Below are 17,846 nucleotides of genomic sequence, written 5' to 3'. Positions count from 1 at the left end.
GGTCACGGGCGGTCTCCCTCCACGGCGAAGGTGCGGCGATACAGGCGCGGGTAGAGCGCCCACTGGCCCATCCAGCGGGCGAGCATCAGCAGGCAGAAGGCGAGCCACAGCCCGTCATTGCCCAGCCACGGCACCAGCAGGGCCACGCCGCAGAAGAAGGCGGCCGCCCCTCCGGCCATGGTCAGCAGCATGGCGCGCGTCCAGCCCGCGCCGATGTAGAGCCCGTCGAACACGAAGCTGGCGAAGCCGCAGAACTGGGCGAGGACGCCCCACACCAGATGCTGGTTGGCGTAGGCGGCGGTGGCGGCGTCCTTGGCGAAGGCGCGGATGATGGCCGGGCCGCCGAAGGTGTAGATCGCGGCGATGCCGAGGCTGGCGACGGCCGCACCCTGGAAGCAGCCCTTCACGAGGGCGGAGAAGCGCTGCCCGTCCCGCCCGCCGACGGCGGCGCCGCCCAGCGTCTGGGCGGCGGCCTCGAAGCCGTCGAGCACCAGCGCCGCCAGCAGGAAGAACTGGAGGATGACCGTGTTGGCGGCCAGCGGAACCTCGCCCAGCCGCGCGCCGGTGCGGGTGAGCATGTAGATGCAGCCCATCAGCAGCGCGGTGCGCAGCAGCAGGTCGCGGTTGACGGCGAACAGCGCCGCCACCGCCGGGCCGCGCCAGGTGGCGGCCTGCCGCGCGATCCGGCCGACCCGCGCCAGCCCCGCGTGCGGCTGCACGCAGGCGAGGGCGGCGAGGAGCTTGGCGACCTCGGCGATCAGGCTGGCCCAGGCGACGCCCGCGATGCCCCAGCCGAGGCCAAGCGCCAGTGTGGCGGAGAGGGCGGCATTGATGAGGTTGTAGCCCACCTCGATGGCGAGCACGGTGCGCGCCCGTTGCAGGCCGAGCAGCCAGCCGGTCAGCACCATGTTGAGGAGCACGGCGGGCGCGACCCACCAGCGGATGGACAGGTACAGGTGCGCACCGGCGCGCACGCCTTCGTCCGCGCCGAAACTGTCCAGCAGCGGGCCGAGCACCAGGGGCCTGGCGAGCAGCAGCGCCAGCCCCAGCGCGCCCGCCACGGCGAGGCCGCGGGCGAGCACGGCGCGCCGCTCGGTGTCGTCGCCCGCCCCGTGGGCGCGGGCGGTAAGGCCCGTGGTGCCCATCCGCAGCACGTTGAACAGGGTGAGCAGGGTCGTAAAGGCGGAGGAGCCCATGCCGGTTGCCGCCAGCAGCACGGCGCTGGCCGCCTGCCCGATGACCCAGGTGTCGACAAGCCCGATCAGGCCGGTTGCCGCATTGGTCGCCATGGCGGGCAGGGCGATGGCGAGAATGGCGCGGCGCGGCGTTCGGGAGGCGGAGGACGGTAAACTCATGATGCCAACCTGTTAGCCCGTTTTCCGGCTTTTTGCAGGGGGTTCCGTGCGCGGACTGTGCGGGTGCGTTCCATGTCATGCCATGCGCCTGTCACAGGGGGCTGGACGCGGGGGCGGGCCGCGCCGATAGTGGCGGCGGACCATGCGCTATCCGATCTTCCATCATCCCGGGTATGTGGCCTCGCTGCCGGCGGGGCACCGGTTCCCCATGTCCAAGTACGCGGCGGTGGTCGAGGAGCTGAAGCGCCTCGGCAGCGATGACTTTGCCGAGTTTCACAGCGCCGAACCCGTGCCGCGCGCGGTGGTGGAGCGGGCGCACGAGGTGGCCTATGTGGCGCAGCTGTTCGCGCTCGACGTGGACCCGGCCATCGAGAAGCGCATCGGCTTTCCGGTGACGGAGCAGGTGCTGCGCCGTGCTCGCTATTCCTCGGGCGGCACGCTGGCGGCGGCGCGGCGGGCGCTGGAGGTGGGCGCCGCCTCCAACGCGGCGGGCGGCAGCCACCATGCCCACCCCGGCTTCGGCTCGGGCTACTGCGTGCTCAACGACGTGGGCGTCGCGGCCAGCCAGCTGCTGGCGGAAGGCGCGGTCGAGCGCATCCTGGTGGTCGATCTGGACGTGCATCAGGGCGACGGCACCGCCGCCATGTTCGCCGCCGAGCCGCGCGTGTTCACTTTCTCCATGCACTGCGAGGCCAACTTCCCGGTGCGGAAGATGGCAAGCGATCTGGACGTGGGCCTGCCGGTCGGCATGGGGGACGCGGACTACCTGTCGCTGCTGGAGACGCATCTGCCCCGTATTCTGGAGCGGCACCGGCCCCGGCTTGTGTTCTACAACGCGGGCGTCGATGTGCACGCCGAGGACCGGCTGGGGCGGCTCTCCCTCACCGACGAGGGGCTCGCCGCCCGCGACCGGTATGTGGCGCGGTGCTGCCTGGGGGCAGGGATCCCGTTCGTCACCGTGATGGGCGGCGGCTATGGGGCGGATGTCAGCGTGATTGCCCGGCGCCATGCGCGGAGCATTGTCATTGCCGCCGAGGTCTGGAGGCAGGCGATGCCCGGGCCGCAAGCGCGGGCGGCATCGACCGCAGGTTCCTCTTTTAAACCAGTGACTTGAGACAAAGGCTTCAGCCCGCCGCATGCGGTCTGGCGGGTCGGTCGCCGCACGCGTTGCGGCCTGGCTGCGGTTCATCGCGCGTTCTTCTCTGTTGGCCGCGCGCACTGGCGGCACGCCGGCGCGAAGGATTGCGCTCGCCGCCGACGTACTGTCACAAAGAGCCCATGGAAGAGGCGGACATAAACGGGCTGGACGACACGCTCCTCATGGAGCGGATCGGGGGCGGGGACAACACCGCCTTCCAGGTTCTGGTCCGCCGTCACTACCCCATGGCTCTGCGAATTGCCGGCCGCGTCCTGACCCTTCAGGAGGAGGCCGAAGATGCGGTGCAGGAGGCGTTCCTCAAGATCTGGCGCATGCCGGACCGGTTCGTCCCCGAGCGCGGCGCCTTCAGGTCGTGGCTGGTGCGTGTGGTGGTGAACCAGTGTCTGGATCGGCGGCGGACCCTGCGTCCGGTGGACTCGATCGAGACGCTCGCGGAGACTGCGGATGAGGGGCCGACGCCCGAGGACGCCGCGGCGGATGCGGACCGCAGGAGACGCCTGATGGCGGCGATGGAGACGCTGCCACCCCGGCAGAGGGCTGCTCTTGCCCTCTTCTATGGCGAGGGTATGAGTATGGCCGAGGTGGCCGACATGATGGATCTGAACGTCAAGGCGGTGGAATCGCTGCTCTCTCGCGGCCGGGCCGGGCTGCGCGGTGCGCTTGGTCTTCTGGCACGGGAGGCGGCGGAATGAGCGCACGCGAACGTCTGGCGGACATTCTCCAGTCCTGCGGGGCGGCTCCGGGCCGCTGGCCCGCCGGGGAACGCACGGCCCTGCGCGCGGCGCTGGAGGCGGACCCCGGCCTTCGCGCCATGGCGGCGCGGGAGGCGGTGCTGGATGACTGGCTCAAGGCATGGGACGTGCCCGCGCCCCGGGACTCCGCCATCGAGGCGCTGCTGACGGCCAGCCGCGCGACGGCTCAGGAGGTCGGCTGGCGCGGAGCGGCTTTCCCGCCCGCCTGGGTGCGGCCGATGCGGCGGCGGGAGCGCTGGCTCTCCAGCGGCGGCGCGGTGGGTCTGGCGGCGGGGATCGTTGCCCTGCTCCTGCTGGCGGGCGAGACGAGCCGGCAGGCGCAGGTGGAGGCGCCGGACGCCTCCATGATCGCGCTCGCCTTCTCGGCGGATCAATCGGAAGGTTGGCTGTGATGCGTATGATGACCTGGCGTCCGAACAAGCGGCATCTGGCGGCCCTTGCCGGTCTGGTTCTGGCAGGCGTGGCCGGCCCGGTGCATGCGCTGACGCCGCCTTCGTCCCCGTCGGGCCCGGTGTCGAGCCCCGAAGTGCCCCGGCCGCCACGGTTCCAGGAGGTGATCGCGCCCATGTCGCCCGCCGGGCGGGCGATCATGGAAGACGCCGTGCGCAAGAGCGCGGCGGAGCAGCAGATCCTCGACGCGCTCAAGCAGACCCGCGAGGATATCCTCCGGCTGATCGCCGCCCCCAACCTGGACGCCGAGGCGCTGGAGGCGGCCTTCATGCGCGAGCGCAAACTGTCCTTCAAGTTGCAGGCCGGGCGTCATGACGCCCTGCTGAAGGCCGCCGGGCGCCTGAGCCCGGAGGACCGGCAGATCTTCGCCGAAGGGCTGCGCGCGACCCGGCTCCATATTCCGGGCGAGACGGTCAAGCAGATCCAGAAGGCGAAGGAGCGCTGCGCGGAAGAGCCAGGCGCCCAGAAACGCGCGCGCTGACCGGCAGGCGGCCGGGGCTTATACCAGCCCCCGCGTCGCCCAGGCCACCAGACGCAGGTAAAGCCCGTAGGGCAGCAGCCGCAGGAGCTTCAGCAGGTAGGTGAAGCGGCGGGGGAAGGTGATCTCGAACCCGCCCCGGGCCATGCCGTCCGCGATGCGCCGGGCCGCCTCCTCGGCGCTGACGAGGCAGGGCATGGGGAAGTCGTTCTTGTCGGTGAGCGGCGTTTTCACGAAGCCGGGGTGAATCACCTGCACGGTCACACCGTCGCGCCGGCACTCGAACCACAGCGCCTCGGCAATGTGGGTGAGCGCTGCCTTGGATGCGCCATAGGCCAGCGCCCGCGGCAGGCCGCGAAAACCCGCAACCGACGAGATGATGGCGACCCGCCCGGCGCGGCGCGCCCGCAAGGCGGGCAGGCCCGCTTCCAGCATGTGCAGGCAGCCGGACACGTTGGTCTCGAACACCGGGCCGCAGATGTCGGCCACCGCCTGACACCGCCCCTCGGGTGCGTGAGTGGCGGCGGCAAACAGCAGCGCCTCCGGCGCGCCGTGCGCCGCCTCGATGCGCGCCCAGGCCGCCAGCATGGCCTCGCGGTTTGTGGCGTCAACGGGCACGGGTATGATGGACCCCGCCGCCGGTGCCTCCCGCGCCAGCTCTTCCAGCAACGCGGCGCGGCGGGCGGAGGCGAACACCGTGACCCCGCGCCGCGCCATCTCCAGCGCCGTCGCCCGGCCGATGCCGGTGGAGGCGCCAACGATCCAGATGGATTTGAACGACAATGCCATGCTCGCCCCTTACGGCGCAGGTTCAACGGGATGCAAGGAAGCAGGCAGTCGCTGGAGAATGCAAGGGGGTGCGAATTGACCTTGCCCTGCGGGGCCTCCTGTGTGTTTACGCTGTCGTTCGTGAACAGGTCAGGCAAGGAGACGGCGCGATGGCCGAGGCGACAAGAATGACCCCCTGCGTTTCGCTGGTGGTGGCGCGGGCGGACAACGGCATCATCGGCCGCAACAACGCCTTGCCGTGGCGGCTGCCGGCCGACCTCCGGCACTTCAAGCAGCTGACCGTGGGCAAGCCGGTCATCATGGGCCGCAAGACCTTCGAGTCCATCGGCAAGCCCTTGCCCGCGCGCCACAACATCGTCGTCACCCGCAATCCCGACTGGACCGCCGAGGGCGTCACCGTCGTCCCCAACCTGGCGGAGGCCATCGCCGCCGTCGGGCTCGACCCCAAGACCCGGGCGGAGGAAATCATGGTCATCGGCGGGGGCGAGATCTACGCCCAGTCCCTGCCGTTCGCCCGCCGCATCTACCTCACGGAAGTGCACCTGGAGCCGGTGGGGGACGCCTCCTTCCCCATGCCCGACCCGCACGAGTGGGTGGAGACCAGCCGCGAAACCTTCCCCGAGGAAGGCGAATACCCCGCCTACAGCTTCGTGACGCTGGAGCGGCGGGGGTAGTTTTTCCTGCGGAATTGTCTGCAAGGGGGTCGCCGACCCCCTTGCGATCCCCCTTCCGTTTTGAAGGGACGTGTTTCCAGCGGACACTGGAAACGCCGCCGGGATAACGAAGGGGAGGTTGCCAGGAGGGACCGAGTCCCTCCTGCGAAAATAAACAATCACAATGACTTGACTGGAATCCCTCACCCGATTGGCGGCAGGCCGAGGCGGGGGATTTCGATCTTGGGGCAGCGGTCCATCACCACCTTGAGGCCGGCGGCTTCGGCGCGGGCGGCGGCGGCTTCGTCGATGACGCCGATCTGCATCCAGATGGACTTGGCGCCCCTGGCGATGGCGGCGTCCACCACCGGGCCCACCTCCTCGGAGCGGCGGAAGATATCCACCATGTCGGGCGGCGCGGGCAGGTCCTCAAGGCTGGCATAGACGGTCTGGCCGAGGATCTGTCCCTCGGCATGGCCGGGGTTGATGGGGAACACCTCGTAGCCCTGCGCCATGAGGTACTCCATCACCTGGTAGCTGGGACGGGACTCCTTGGGAGAGGCGCCGACCACCGCGATGGTGCGGGTTTCCTGCAAGAGCGCGGCGATTTCCTTGTCCGTCTGCAACATGGCGCAACCTGTGAAATGCGTACCGGATTTGTACGGAAGATGGCGACGATGCCGGGTTTGACAAGGGCGGGCCCCGTCCGCTCCCGGCGGGGGCCCTCAGTCCACGATGCGGATGGCGGGCAGGGGCTTCTGGGGCTCCGCGTCGAAGCTGGCCAGCACCTGATCGGCAATGGCGAGGATCGCGCCGCCCGCCGTGCTGGCCGGGTCGCACACCACCACCGGGTGGCCCTTGTCGGAGCACTCGCGCACTTCGAGGGTGAGCGGGATCTCGCCGAGGAACGGCACGCCGATCTGGGCCGCCGTTTCCCGCGCGCCGCCGTGGCCGAAGATGTGGCTGGGGTTGCCGCAATGGGGGCAGACGAAGGTGCTCATGTTCTCGACGACGCCCAGCACCGGCACGTTCACCTGCCGGAACATGGTGACGGCCTTGCGCGCGTCGATGAGCGCCAGATCCTGCGGTGTCGAGACGATCACCGCGCCCGCGAGCGGCGTGCGCTGGGCCAGCGTCAGCTGGATGTCGCCGGTGCCCGGCGGCATGTCGAGCACCAGCACGTCGAGCGCGCCCCAGGCGACGTCGGTCATCATCTGCATGAGGGCGGAGGTGGCCATGGGCCCGCGCCAGATCATCGCCGTGTCCGTGTCCACCAACATGCCGATGGACATGGCCTTGATGCCGAAGGCCTCCAGCGGTTGCAGCATCTTGCCGTCCGTCTCCGGCTTGCGGTTGATGCCCAGCAGCTTCGGCACGGAGGGGCCGTAGATGTCCGCATCGAGCAGGCCGACGGTCAGGCCGAGGTGGGCAAGGCTGAGGGCAAGGTTCGCCGCCACGGTCGATTTGCCGACGCCGCCCTTGCCCGAGGCCACGGCGATGATGCGCTCCACTTGGGCGATGCCGGAGGGGCGCGTCTGGCCCTGTGTCTGGCCGCCGGGGCGGCCGTGCCCCGGCGTCTGGCCGGGGGTGCGGGCCGGGGCGTGGGCCGGGGCGTGGGCGTGCGCGTGCGCCGCCTCGGGCGGGCGCTCCGCCGTCAGCACCACCGTGACGGCCTTGACGCCGGGCATGGCGCTCACGGCCTTTTCCGCCGCCGCGCGCAGGGGCTCCTTGGTCCGGGCTGCGGCGGGCTCCACTTCCAGCACGAAGCCCACCTGATCGCCCCGCACGGTCAGGCCCGTTACCAGACCGGAGGAGACGATATCGCGCCCTGTCGCCGGATCTATCACCAAACGAAGGGTTTCCAGCACAGCTTCACGGGATATAGTCATGGCGCAAGGCTCGCATTTGTGAAATTCGACGCTTATATAGGCGCTCAAGGTCGAGGAAAGCAGCAGGAATAGGATGCCCTGGCAAAACAATGGCGGTAGCGGCGGCCCCTGGGGGTCTGGAGGCGGTTCCGGCGGCGGGCCGCGCAATCCCTGGGGAGGCGGCTCTGGTGGCGGCGGGCAGCAGCCCCCCAACCTGGATGACCTCATCCGGCGGGGGCAGGAGCGCCTGCGCGCGACCCTGCCCGGCGGCAGCGGGGGCGGCAACATCGTGGGGCTGGCCGTTGGCGCCCTGGTGCTGCTCTGGCTGGCGACCTCGTCCGTCTACCGGGTCAACGCGGATGAAGTGGGCGTGGTTCAGCGGTTCGGCGCCTATGTGCGCCAGACCTATCCGGGCCTGCACTTCAAGCTGCCCGCGCCGATCGAGACCGTCACCAAGCCGAAGGTGACGCAGGAAAACACCATCGAGATCGGCAGCGCGGACCGGGCGACCGAGACGCTGGTGCTCACCTCCGACCAGAACATCGTCGACATCTCCTACACGGTGCGCTGGAAGATCAGCGACGCGCCCAACTTCCTGTTCCGCCTGGCCAACCCGGAGCTGACCATCCGCGAGGTGGCGGAATCGGCCATGCGCGAGGCCATTTCCAACACGCCGCTCGATGCCGCCATCGGCGAGCAGCGCGGGCAGGTGGCCCTCCGGGTGCAGAACCGGGTGCAGGAGATCCTCGACAGCTACGACGCGGGCATTGAGATCACCGGGGTCTTCTTCCGTCAGGTGGACCCGCCGGCGGCGGCCGAGCAGGCGTTCAAGGACGTCTCCGCCGCCCAGCAGGATGCCCAGAGCTTCATCAACCAGGCCAACGCCTACCGGCAGCAGCTGGTGGCGAAGGCGCAGGGCGAAGCGGCCCGCTTCAATGCGGTGTACGAACAGTACCGGCTGGCTCCGGCGGTGACGCGCAAGCGCATCTATCTGGAAACGCTGGAGGATGTGCTGGGCGACGTGGACAAGGTCATCCTCGATTCGAACACCGGCAACGTGGTGCCCTACCTGCCGATCAACGAGCTGCGCAAGCGCCGCGCCGCGCCCGCTGCCCAGGCCTCGTCGGCCTCGTCTGACTGAACCGGAGACCGATAGCCCATGCCTCGTTCCTTCATCAGCGCCATCGTGCTGGCGGTCCTCGGATTGATCGTTCTGAGCAGCTCCGTCTTCACCGTGAGCGAGACCAAGCAGGCGATCGTCCTGCGTCTGGGCAAGCCCCAGCGCATCGTTCGCGAGCCGGGTGTCGCCTTCAAGGTGCCGCTCATCGAAAACGTGATCCTGCTGGAGAAGCGCATTCTCGACCTCGACATGCCGCAGCAGGAAGTGCTCTCCACCGATCAGCTCCGCCTGGTGGTGGACGCCTTCGCCCGCTTCCGCATTGTCGATCCGCTGACCACCTACCGGTCGGTCGGCTCGGAGGAAGGGGCCAAGCGCCGCCTCTCCGGCATTCTGGCCTCGCGCCTGCGCGACGAGCTGGGCCGCCAGCCGTTCACCGCGCTGCTCTCGCCCGAGCGCGGCGAGGTGATGGAGGTGGTGCAGAACTCGGTCAACCGCGAGGCCAAGCGCTTCGGCGCCGAAATCGTTGACGTGCGCATCAAGCGCGCCGACCTGCCGACCGGCGATCCGCTGAACTCGGCGTTCGAGCGCATGCGCACGGCGCGTCAGCAGGAAGCCCGCGCCATCCGCGCGCAGGGCGCGAAGCAGGCCGAGATCATCCGCGCCGAGGCGGACGCCGAAGCGGCGAAGATCTACGCCGACAGCTTCGGGAAGGACCCGGAGTTCTTCGCCTTCTACCGGTCGATGCAGGCGTATCGCCAGGCGCTGTCCAACCGGGACAACACCTCGATCATCCTGTCGCCGGACAGCGAATTCCTGAAGGAACTGCGGGGTCGGTAACGAAAACGCCCTGAGCCAGGGGAGATGGACGCGCCGCGGGACGGCTGCCCTGTCCGGCCCACCAGCCGCCGGCGGGGCAGGATGGGCGAGGGGGCGTCCATGGTGGATATGGTGGATTTCTTTGCCGCTCTTGGCGTGGCGCTGATTCTGGAGGGGGCCGCCTACGCGCTGTTTCCCGATGCCATGCGCCGCATGATTTCCCAGGTGCTGTCCACACCGGATCAGGTGGTGCGCGCGGCTGGTCTTGCTGCGGCGCTTTTTGGTCTGATTCTCGTGTGGCTGGCGCGCGGCGTGACTTGATCGGGCCGGAAACTTGCGACCATAACGATCTCAAAACAACAAAACAGCTCAGGAGAACCGACCCGTGCGTAGCCGTCTTACCGTCGTTCGTTCGGCGATGCTTGCCGCCGTGGCGGCCAGTGCCGCCTTCGGCGTTGTCCAGGTGCCGGCCCCGGTCCTGGCGCGCGCGGCTCCCGAAAGTTTCGCCGACCTTGCGGCGAAGTTGCAACCGGCTGTGGTCAACATCTCGACCACCCAGCAGATCGAGGTGGGCCGCCAGTTTCCCGGCATGCCCGCCCTGCCGCCCGGCTCGCCGTGGGAGGAGTTCTTCCGCCGCTTCATGGAAGAGCGGGGCTCCAATGGCGAGGAACAGGGTGAGCCCATCACCCGCGAGGCCCGCTCGCTGGGCTCCGGCTTCATCATCGACCCCGAGGGGTACATCGTCACCAACAACCACGTGATCACCGGCCGCGACGGCCAGACCGTGGTGGACAAGATCACGGTCATCCTCAACGATGACCGCCGCTTCGAGGCCCGGGTGGTGGGCCGCGACCCGGCAACCGACCTCGCCCTGCTCAAGATCGACGCCAAGAACCTGCCCTACGTGCAGTGGGGCGACAGCACCTCGACCCGCGTGGGTGACTGGGTGATCGCCATCGGCAACCCGTTCGGCCTCGGCGTCACGGTGACGGCGGGCATCGTCTCGGCCCTGCACCGCGAGATCGGCGTCGGCCAGTATGACCGCCTGATCCAGACGGACGCCTCCATCAACCGGGGCAACTCGGGCGGCCCGATGTTCGACACCGACGGCAAGGTCATCGGCATTGCCACGGCCATCCTGTCGCCCACGGGCGGCAACATCGGCATCGGCTTCGCCATTCCGGCGGATCAGGCCAAGCCGATCATCGAGCAGCTGCGGACCCTCGGCAAGGTCCGGCGCGGCTGGCTGGGCGTGCGCATCCAGGTGGTGAGCGAGGACATCGCGGCCGGCCTCGGCCTCGACGAGCCCAAGGGCGCGATCGTCGCCAATGTGGAGGACAACACCCCGGCCGCCAAGGCGGGCGTGCGCCAGGGCGACGTGATCCTCAAGTTCAACGGCAAGGAAGTGACCCGCCAGCAGTCGCTGCAGTCCATCGTGTCGGACACGCCGATCGGCTCGACCGCCACCATGGAGATCCTGCGCGAAGGCAAGCCGATGACGCTGCAGGTGACCGTGGCCGAACGGCCGACCGGCGACGGCCTGACCGGGGGGCAGCCGGAGCAGCAGCCCAAGCAGGAGCAGGCGCCGGGCGAGAAGACCAGCCAGCATCTCGGCCTCGGCCTCCAGCCGCTGACGGCGGAGGTGCGCCAGCGCCTCGGCCTCGGTGCGGACGTGACCGGCGTCGTCATCTCCAGCGTCAACCCGGCCAGCGATGCCGCCGCCAAGGGTCTGCGCCCGGGCGACGTGCTGCTCGCCATCAACCAGAAGCGCGTCTCGACGCCGACCGAGGCGGCAGCGCTGGTGGAAGCCGCCCGCAACGCCGGCCGCGACGCGGTGGTGCTGCTGGTCCAGCGCGGCGAGGATGTCATCCACCTCGGCATCAAGATGATGGCGCTGAAGGAAAAGACCAAGTCGGACGCCAAGAAGTAACACGCCCGGCGGGCTTGCCGTCGGCAGACATCATCCCCCGTCCGGGTCGCCCGGGCGGGGGATTTGCTTGAGAGGGGTATTCCCATGGTCCTGATCCGCATGGCCACCCCGGCCGACCGGGACGCGGTGGCGGCGCTCCACACCGCCAACTGGCAGGACGCCTATCGCGGCCTCCTGCCGGATGCCTATCTGGACGGCCCGCTGGCCGCCGACATGCAGGCAGCGTGGGCGGAGAAGTTCGCCGACAGGGCAGCGGGCAGGTCGGGCGTGCTGGTGGCGGAGGACGACAGCCGCCTCCTCGGCTTCATCCGCATCGTCCCCAATGCCGACCCCCGCTGGGGCCACTACATCGACAACCTTCACGTCGCCGCCGGAGGCCGGGGGCGGGGTGTCGGCCGCACCCTGTTCCAGGCGGGCGCAGACTGGGCCAGGACGCACGGCGGCGCGGCGGGGCTCTACCTCTACGTCTACGCCGACAACACCCCCGCACGGGCCGCCTACGCCCGCTGGCAGGGCCGCGAGGTGGAGCACTTCCTCGACGACGCACCCCACGGCGGGAAAATCCCCGCCGTCCGGTTGGTGTGGGAGGCGGGCGCCGGGGTGGAGTGATTTGATTTGTTTGCAGGAGGGACTCGGTCCCTCCTGCACCTCCCATTCGATTATCGGGCCGCGCCCTTCACCACACGCACGGCCCTGTAAAAAAGCAGGGAGTGCAGAGGGACCAGGTCCCTCTGCAAATCAAAGCCCGAAGGGCACAAAAAAGCGGCGCTGGTGCGCCGCTTTTCTTTTGAACGCGTTTGCGCCGTCAGGCTCAGCCGGCCTTGGCGACGGTGGCGATTTCCGGCTGGCGGTCGCCCGGCTGGGCGTCCAGCAGTTCCTTCAGGAACGCGCCCTTGTCGGCGACCACGGTGCCGTCGTCGCGCAGGGCGGAGCGGATATCCGGCGTCACGCGGCCCGCGCCGGCGGCGTCGAGCAGGGCCTGCTCGCCGTCCGACTTGGGCGGAAGCTGAACGCCGGTGCCGAACAGCGCCTCGATGGCCTGGCTCTGGGCGTCCACCTCATGCGGGCGGGGTTCGCCCGGCCGCGGCGGGCGCAGGTTGAAATCCGGCGGCACGACCAGCGGCGCCTGCCGGGTGACGGCCAGTTCGTTCGGCCCGGCGCTGGCGCTAAACGACTTCGGCCTGCTGCCACAGCCGGAGAGGGCCAGCAGGGCCACGGCGCCAAGCCCGATAAGGGTGCGGGTGCTGATCATTCAGCCGACTCCACTTTGTCATTCTGTTCCTGCTTTCTTAGGCCGAGAAGCAGGATAATCGCAACGCCAATGGTGATGGCGGCATCCGCCACGTTGAACACGTAGCTCCAGTAGGGGATGCCCTTCACGTCGATGAAATCCGCGACGGCCCCGAAGCGGGTGCGGTCGATGATATTGCCGATGGCCCCGCCGAGGATGGCGCCGAGCGCCACCGCCTGCCAGCGGTTGCGCTCCCGCCACAGCCAGATGGCGACGCCGACGGAGATGGCGGCGGTGAGCGCCGTCAGCAGCCAGCGGCCCAGCTCCGACTCCGCCGTGAACAGGCCGGTGGAGACGCCCCGGTTCCACACCATGGTCAGGTGCAGGAAGCCCTCGATGACGGGCACCGACCCTTTCTCCGGCAGGCGAAAGACCTCCAGGATCCACCACTTGGACACCTGATCGGCCACCAGCACCAGCACAGCGCAGGCATAGCCCAGGGCGCGGTGCGGCGTGTCGAAGGGCGCGCCCGCGCCCGAAGGGCGGGGCCAGCCGGAGAAGGCCGGGTCAGGCCGCATTCACCACCTCTTCGCAGCGCAGGCACAGGTCAGGCTGGCGCGCGCTCTTGCCCACTTCCGGCAGCACCTGCCAGCAGCGCTGGCACTTGCAGCCCTCGGCGCGGGCGGTCTTGACGGCAACGCCCGCCACCTCTTCCAGCGTAAACGCCTCGGCGGGCGGCTGGTCCAGCGAGACGGTGAGGGCGGAGGTGATGCAGATTTCCGCCATGTTGACGGTGGCGAGCAGCTGGGCGTCGCCCGATTCGGTGACATAGAGCGTCGGGGCCGATTCGAGGCTGGCGCCGATGCGCTTCTCCCGCCGGTCGATCTCCAGCGCGCCGGTGACCACCGAGCGCACCTCGCGGATGCGCTTCCACTTGGCGGCCAGTTCGTCGTTGCGCCAGTCGGCCGGGATCTCGGGCCACAGCTCCAGATGCACCGAGCCGTCTTCCGAGGGGAAGCGGGCCTGCCAGGCTTCCTCGGCGGTGAAGACGAGGATCGGGGCCAGCCACTTGGTGAGGCAGTGGAACAGCAGGTCCATCACCGTGCGGCAGGCGCGGCGGCGGATGCTGTCCTTGGCGTCGCAGTAGAGGCTGTCCTTGCGGATGTCGAAGTAGAACGAGGACAGGTCGTTGATGCAGAAGCTGTGCAGCGCCGTGTAGTAAGGGTTGAAGTCGAACCCGTTGGCCTTGGCGCGCAGGTGCTGGTCCATCTCGACGAGCCGGTGCAGAACCCAGCGCTCCAGCTCCGGCATCTGGTCGTAGGGCAGCTTTTCCGCATCGGTGAAGCCGTCCAGCGCGCCCAGCAGATAGCGCAGCGTGTTGCGCAGCTTGCGGTAGGCGTCCACCTGACCGGCGAGGATCTCCTTGCCGATGCGCACGTCCTCGAAATAGTCGGTGGAGACCACCCACAGGCGCAGGATGTCTGCCCCGTTTTCCTTGATGATGGTCAGCGGGTCGATGACGTTGCCCTTGGACTTGGACATCTTCTCGCCCTTGGCGTCGAGCGTGAAGCCGTGGGTCATCACCGCGTTGTAGGGCGCGCGGCCACGGGTGCCGCAGCTCTCCAGCAGCGAGGACTGGAACCAGCCGCGATGCTGGTCCGAGCCTTCCAGATAGAGGTCCGCCGGCCACTGGAGGGCGGGCCACTTGCCGCTCTCCAGCACGAAGCTGTGGGTCGAGCCCGAATCGAACCAGACGTCCAGAATGTCCCGCGCCTGCTCGAAGTCCTCGGCGTTGTACTTGTCGCCCAGGAAGTCCTGCGCCGGGGTCACGTACCAGGCGTCCGCGCCGCCCTGGCGCACCGCCTCGACGATGCGGGCGTTGACCGCCTTGTCCTTGAGGATCTCGCCGGTCTTCTTGTTCACAAACACGGTGATGGGCACGCCCCACGCGCGCTGGCGGGAGAGCACCCAGTCCGGGCGGCTCTCGACCATGGAGCGGATGCGGTTCCTGCCCTGCGCCGGCACCCAGGTGGTCTCGTCGATGGCCTTGAGCGCGGCGGCGCGCAGGCCGGTCTTCTCAAGGCTGACGAACCACTGCGGCGTGTTGCGGTAGATGAGCGGGGCCTTGGAGCGCCAGGAGTGCGGGTAGCTGTGCACCAGGTCGCCCTGCGACAGCAGCGCGCCGGCTTCCTCCAGCAGGCCGCACACCCGGGGCGCGGCCTTGTACACATGCTCGCCCGCGACGAGGGCCACGTAGTCGTAGTAGCGGCCATCTTCGGCCACGGTGAACGGCGCCTCGACGCCGAACTTCTGGCCGAGGGCGAAGTCCTCCTCGCCGTGGCTCGGCGCGGTGTGGACAAGGCCGGTGCCCGCGTCGGTGGTCACGTGGTCGCCCGGCAGCAGGGGCACGTCGAAGTCGTAGTGGCCGCCCGCCTCCGGGTGGCCGCGCCACGGATGGGCGCAGACGGTGCCCTCAAGCTGCGCGCCGGTCAGCGCCTCGATGACGTTCCAGGCCAGAATTCCGGCGCGCTTGGCGAATTCGGAGGCCAGCGCCTCCGCCACGAGGAAGCGGTCGCCCACCTTTGCCTTCGCGGTCTCGCTCACCTCGGTCACGTCGATGACCAGATAGTCGAGCTCGGGACCGTAGGCGATGGCGCGGTTGGCGGGGATCGTCCAGGGCGTCGTTGTCCAGATCACCGGGCGCGCCTTCAGGAGCACGGCGCGCGGGCTGGAGACCACGGGGAAGGCCACGTCGATCATGGTCGAGGTGTGGTCGTGGTATTCCACTTCCGCCTCGGCCAGCGCCGTCTTTTCCACCGGCGACCACATCACCGGCTTGGAGCCGCGATAGAGGCTGCCGTTCATGGCGAACTTCAGCAGCTCATTGACGATGGTGGCCTCGGCCTCGAAGGCCATGGTGGTGTAGGGGTTCTCCCAGTCGCCCACGATGCCGAGCCGCTTGAACTGCTCGCGCTGCACGCCCAGCCAGTGCGCGGCAAAGGCGCGGCATTCCTTGCGGAATTCGACCGGGTCCACCTCGTCCTTGTTCTTGCCCTTCTTGCGGTACTGCTCCTCGATCTTCCACTCGATGGGCAGGCCGTGGCAGTCCCAGCCGGGCACGTAGGGCGCGTCCTTGCCCTGCATCTGCTGGGCGCGGACAATCACGTCCTTCAGGATCTTGTTGAGCGCGTGGCCGATGTGAATATCGCCGTTCGCATAGGGCGGGCCGTCGTGCAGGATGAACTTGGGGCGACCGGCGGCCTGCTCGCGCAGGCGCTGGTACAGGCCCAGCTTCTCCCAGCGCTCCAGCCACTTCGGCTCCTGCGCGGCCAGGCCAGCCTTCATGGGGAAGTCGGTCTTGGGCAGAAAGACGGTGGCGCGATAGTCGGTCTTGTTGTCTTGGCTGTTGTCAGCGGTCATGCGGCACTCGGCAAATGGCAGTTGGTGTCAGGTTCTCTGGGTAAAAAGCAAAACGACCCCGGCCCCGCAGCAACTCACGAGGCCGGGCCGCTAATTCGCACGTGGAACCAGGACCCAAGCATGGGCCGGTTCTAGCGGGGAACCGCTGAGGTGTCGAGGGCTATGGCCAGCGGGGCCACCCGGGGGAGCAGCCGGGAGACGGGCGCCGAACGCGCAAAAAAAAACGCCGGTGGGGCTACCGGCGCCAAGGTTCAGGGGGAGGATCAAATTCAAACGGAGGAGGAACTGGAAGACAATCCGCACATAGGACAGGTTGGACCGTACATCCCGGGAGACTGGATCGCCCGTTGGAGAGTTCGAGGGCAGGGCATGAGGTCCGCAAGAGACCCGGTATGTCCTGCTGTTTCCCCTCATTAACGATTTGAGCCTGAACCCTGACTGAATGGCGCTGCGGCTGTGGATGGCGGCCCCATGCCCTATGCCTCGGCTTGCTCGTGCCGGTGCTCGCCCGGGGGCTGGCTGAGGGCGGTGAGGATCTGGCACTCGGCCACCGTGCCGTGGGCGCAGTGGCCGATCAGCCGGGTCAGCTCCGCCTCCAGCGCTTCCAGCTGGCGGATCTTGCGGCGGATCTCGGCGCGATGCTCCCGCGCCAGCCGGTCCACGTCCGCGCACGGGCTGTCCGGGTGCCCGGCAAGCTGGATCAGCGTGGCGATTGCCTCGATGGAGAAGCCCAGATCCCGCGCCTGCCGGATGAAGCCCAGCCGCTCCAGATGCGCCCGCCCGTACAGCCGCCGGTTGCCCGCCGTGCGGGGCGGCTCGGGCATGAGGCCGATGGACTCGTAATAGCGGATGGTCGGTATCTTCACCCCCGTCTCGCGGGAGAGGTCGCCGATCGTGAATTCCATGGCGAAAGCCTCTTGCTCCTCTAGTGACTAGAGGATCTACATAGGAAGCCATCAGGAGTCGGGAAAGAGTCTCGGGAGCAAACGATGGCAGGGACGTGCGGAACACAACAGGCGGCGCAACACGGGGCAGCCTCGGGCGGCTGCTGCGGCTGTTCCAGCGGCACCGTCACATTCGACGGCACGGACCACCGCTACCGGCGGGTGCTGTGGATCGTCATTCTGCTGAACGCCGCCATGTTCTTCGTCGAAATGGGCGGCGGCATCGCCTCGGGCTCGCTGGCGCTCCAGGCGGACAGCCTCGACTTCGCGGGCGACGCCATGACCTATGGCCTGTCGCTGGCGGTCATCGGCATGGCCGCTGCCGTGCGGGCGAAGGCGGCCCTGCTCAAAGGGTTCAGCCTTGGCCTCATCGCCGCCTACATCCTGGGCTCGGCGCTCTACCGCACCTTTGTCGTCGGCGTGCCCGAGCCGCTGACCATGGGCGTCATCGGCGTCGCGGCGCTGGCAGTGAACCTGGGCTCGGTCGCCCTCCTGTGGAAATGGCGCGAGGGCGACGCCAACGTGCGCTCGGTGTGGCTGTGCTCCCGCAATGACGCAATCGGCAACCTCGCCGTGCTCGGCGCTGCGGGCATCGTCGCCCTCACCGGCACCCAGTGGGCCGACCTCGCCGTCGCGGCGCTGATGTCGTGCCTGTTCCTCTCCACCTCCGTGCAGGTGGTGAAGGCGGCGCGAACCGAACTGGCGGCGGCGTAGGGGGGCGGAGTTCTTTCCGGTTTTTTGCAGGAGGGTCGCGGACCCTCCTGCACCTCCCCTTCGTTCGTCGGGCCGCATCCGTCATCACAGGCACGGTCCGATAAAACGAAAGGGGTGCAGGGGACCGAGTCCCCTGCAAAATAAAGGTTTATTCCCAATATCCTGGT

19 protein-coding genes are annotated in these 17,846 nt (G+C 68.8%); 11 read left to right on the top strand and 8 right to left on the bottom strand.

Annotation, left to right across the window (positions count from 1 at the left end):
* Positions 1-2: 2 nt before the first annotated feature.
* On the bottom strand, positions 3-1,355 hold the full coding sequence (locus ACSJJU_RS02640; protein WP_435913613.1) for an MATE family efflux transporter: 1,353 nt from the start codon (positions 1,353-1,355) through the stop codon (positions 3-5).
* Between the two features lie 142 nt (positions 1,356-1,497).
* Between ACSJJU_RS02640 and ACSJJU_RS02635 the strand changes: the two genes are divergently transcribed.
* The 4 genes from ACSJJU_RS02635 to ACSJJU_RS02620 all read left to right on the top strand — a co-directional run bounded on the left by ACSJJU_RS02635 (position 1,498) and on the right by ACSJJU_RS02620 (position 4,197).
* Positions 1,498-2,469 carry a histone deacetylase family protein gene (locus tag ACSJJU_RS02635; protein ID WP_435913611.1) on the top strand — a complete coding sequence of 324 codons (972 nt, stop codon included), beginning with the start codon at positions 1,498-1,500 and terminating at the stop codon, positions 2,467-2,469.
* Positions 2,470-2,633: 164 nt separating this feature from the next.
* The gene (locus tag ACSJJU_RS02630) at positions 2,634-3,206 is read left to right on the top strand and encodes a sigma-70 family RNA polymerase sigma factor (protein WP_435913610.1); all 573 of its coding nucleotides are present in this window, start codon (positions 2,634-2,636) and stop codon (positions 3,204-3,206) included.
* Positions 3,203-3,658 (top strand): hypothetical protein, encoded by a 456-nt coding sequence (locus tag ACSJJU_RS02625; RefSeq protein ID WP_435913609.1) that lies wholly within the window; start codon positions 3,203-3,205, stop codon positions 3,656-3,658. The genes ACSJJU_RS02630 and ACSJJU_RS02625 overlap by 4 nt, the downstream gene beginning before the upstream one ends.
* On the top strand, positions 3,658-4,197 hold the full coding sequence (locus ACSJJU_RS02620) for a periplasmic heavy metal sensor (protein WP_435913608.1): 540 nt from the start codon (positions 3,658-3,660) through the stop codon (positions 4,195-4,197). Before ACSJJU_RS02625 ends, ACSJJU_RS02620 begins: the two co-directional genes overlap by 1 nt.
* 18 nt (positions 4,198-4,215) lie before the next feature.
* On the opposite strand, the gene ACSJJU_RS02615 is transcribed toward ACSJJU_RS02620, so the two are convergent.
* A complete protein-coding gene (locus ACSJJU_RS02615; protein ID WP_435913606.1) occupies positions 4,216-4,983 on the bottom strand; it encodes an SDR family NAD(P)-dependent oxidoreductase in 768 nt (255 codons plus the stop codon).
* Between the two features lie 167 nt (positions 4,984-5,150).
* On the opposite strand from ACSJJU_RS02615, the gene ACSJJU_RS02610 reads away from it, so the two are divergent.
* Positions 5,151-5,657 (top strand): dihydrofolate reductase, encoded by a 507-nt coding sequence (locus ACSJJU_RS02610; RefSeq protein WP_435913605.1) that lies wholly within the window; start codon positions 5,151-5,153, stop codon positions 5,655-5,657.
* A gap of 182 nt (positions 5,658-5,839) precedes the next feature.
* On the opposite strand, the gene ACSJJU_RS02605 is transcribed toward ACSJJU_RS02610, so the two are convergent.
* Together ACSJJU_RS02605 and ACSJJU_RS02600 are read right to left on the bottom strand one after the other, a co-directional pair.
* Positions 5,840-6,265 (bottom strand): CoA-binding protein, encoded by a 426-nt coding sequence (locus tag ACSJJU_RS02605; protein WP_435913604.1) that lies wholly within the window; start codon positions 6,263-6,265, stop codon positions 5,840-5,842.
* A 96-nt stretch (positions 6,266-6,361) separates the two neighbouring features.
* Positions 6,362-7,525 carry an Mrp/NBP35 family ATP-binding protein gene (locus ACSJJU_RS02600; RefSeq protein ID WP_435913603.1) on the bottom strand — a complete coding sequence of 388 codons (1,164 nt, stop codon included), beginning with the start codon at positions 7,523-7,525 and terminating at the stop codon, positions 6,362-6,364.
* Positions 7,526-7,598: 73 nt separating this feature from the next.
* Here ACSJJU_RS02600 and hflK point away from each other — a divergent pair, with 73 nt between their 5' ends.
* The 5 genes from hflK (at position 7,599) to ACSJJU_RS02575 (ending at position 11,979) form a co-directional block, all read left to right on the top strand.
* Complete coding sequence (hflK, locus tag ACSJJU_RS02595; RefSeq protein WP_435913602.1) at positions 7,599-8,645, top strand: protease modulator HflK; 1,047 nt, start codon at positions 7,599-7,601, stop codon at positions 8,643-8,645.
* A gap of 18 nt (positions 8,646-8,663) precedes the next feature.
* Positions 8,664-9,461, top strand: coding sequence for a protease modulator HflC (hflC, locus tag ACSJJU_RS02590; RefSeq protein ID WP_435913601.1), 798 nt, complete (start codon positions 8,664-8,666; stop codon positions 9,459-9,461).
* A gap of 99 nt (positions 9,462-9,560) precedes the next feature.
* A complete protein-coding gene (locus tag ACSJJU_RS02585; protein WP_435913600.1) occupies positions 9,561-9,761 on the top strand; it encodes a DUF2065 domain-containing protein in 201 nt (66 codons plus the stop codon).
* A gap of 64 nt (positions 9,762-9,825) precedes the next feature.
* On the top strand, positions 9,826-11,370 hold the full coding sequence (locus ACSJJU_RS02580) for a DegQ family serine endoprotease (protein WP_435913599.1): 1,545 nt from the start codon (positions 9,826-9,828) through the stop codon (positions 11,368-11,370).
* An 84-nt stretch (positions 11,371-11,454) separates the two neighbouring features.
* Positions 11,455-11,979: an N-acetyltransferase family protein gene (locus ACSJJU_RS02575; RefSeq protein ID WP_435913598.1), complete on the top strand. Its 525-nt coding sequence runs from the start codon at positions 11,455-11,457 to the stop codon at positions 11,977-11,979.
* A gap of 202 nt (positions 11,980-12,181) precedes the next feature.
* On the opposite strand, the gene ACSJJU_RS02570 is transcribed toward ACSJJU_RS02575, so the two are convergent.
* The 4 genes from ACSJJU_RS02570 to ACSJJU_RS02555 all read right to left on the bottom strand — a co-directional run bounded on the left by ACSJJU_RS02570 (position 12,182) and on the right by ACSJJU_RS02555 (position 16,926).
* The gene (locus tag ACSJJU_RS02570) at positions 12,182-12,622 is read right to left on the bottom strand and encodes a DUF3035 domain-containing protein (protein ID WP_435913597.1); all 441 of its coding nucleotides are present in this window, start codon (positions 12,620-12,622) and stop codon (positions 12,182-12,184) included.
* Positions 12,619-13,179 (bottom strand): signal peptidase II, encoded by a 561-nt coding sequence (lspA, locus tag ACSJJU_RS02565; RefSeq protein WP_435913596.1) that lies wholly within the window; start codon positions 13,177-13,179, stop codon positions 12,619-12,621. Before lspA ends, ACSJJU_RS02570 begins: the two co-directional genes overlap by 4 nt.
* Entirely contained in the window at positions 13,169-16,021 is a 2,853-nt protein-coding gene (gene ileS, locus ACSJJU_RS02560) for an isoleucine--tRNA ligase (RefSeq protein ID WP_435913595.1), read from the bottom strand. Before ileS ends, lspA begins: the two co-directional genes overlap by 11 nt.
* A gap of 476 nt (positions 16,022-16,497) precedes the next feature.
* Positions 16,498-16,926 (bottom strand): MerR family transcriptional regulator, encoded by a 429-nt coding sequence (locus tag ACSJJU_RS02555; RefSeq protein WP_435913594.1) that lies wholly within the window; start codon positions 16,924-16,926, stop codon positions 16,498-16,500.
* A gap of 84 nt (positions 16,927-17,010) precedes the next feature.
* Between ACSJJU_RS02555 and ACSJJU_RS02550 the strand changes: the two genes are divergently transcribed.
* Positions 17,011-17,679 carry a cation transporter gene (locus ACSJJU_RS02550; RefSeq protein ID WP_435913593.1) on the top strand — a complete coding sequence of 223 codons (669 nt, stop codon included), beginning with the start codon at positions 17,011-17,013 and terminating at the stop codon, positions 17,677-17,679.
* Positions 17,680-17,846 lie beyond the last annotated feature (167 nt).

This window comes from Pedomonas sp. V897, from assembly GCF_051304405.1.
Classification (GTDB): Bacteria; Pseudomonadota; Alphaproteobacteria; order Sphingomonadales; family Sphingomonadaceae; genus Pedomonas.
The sequence above is the reverse complement of the archived record's forward strand: the minus strand, read 5'-3'. Positions and strand labels throughout refer to the sequence as shown.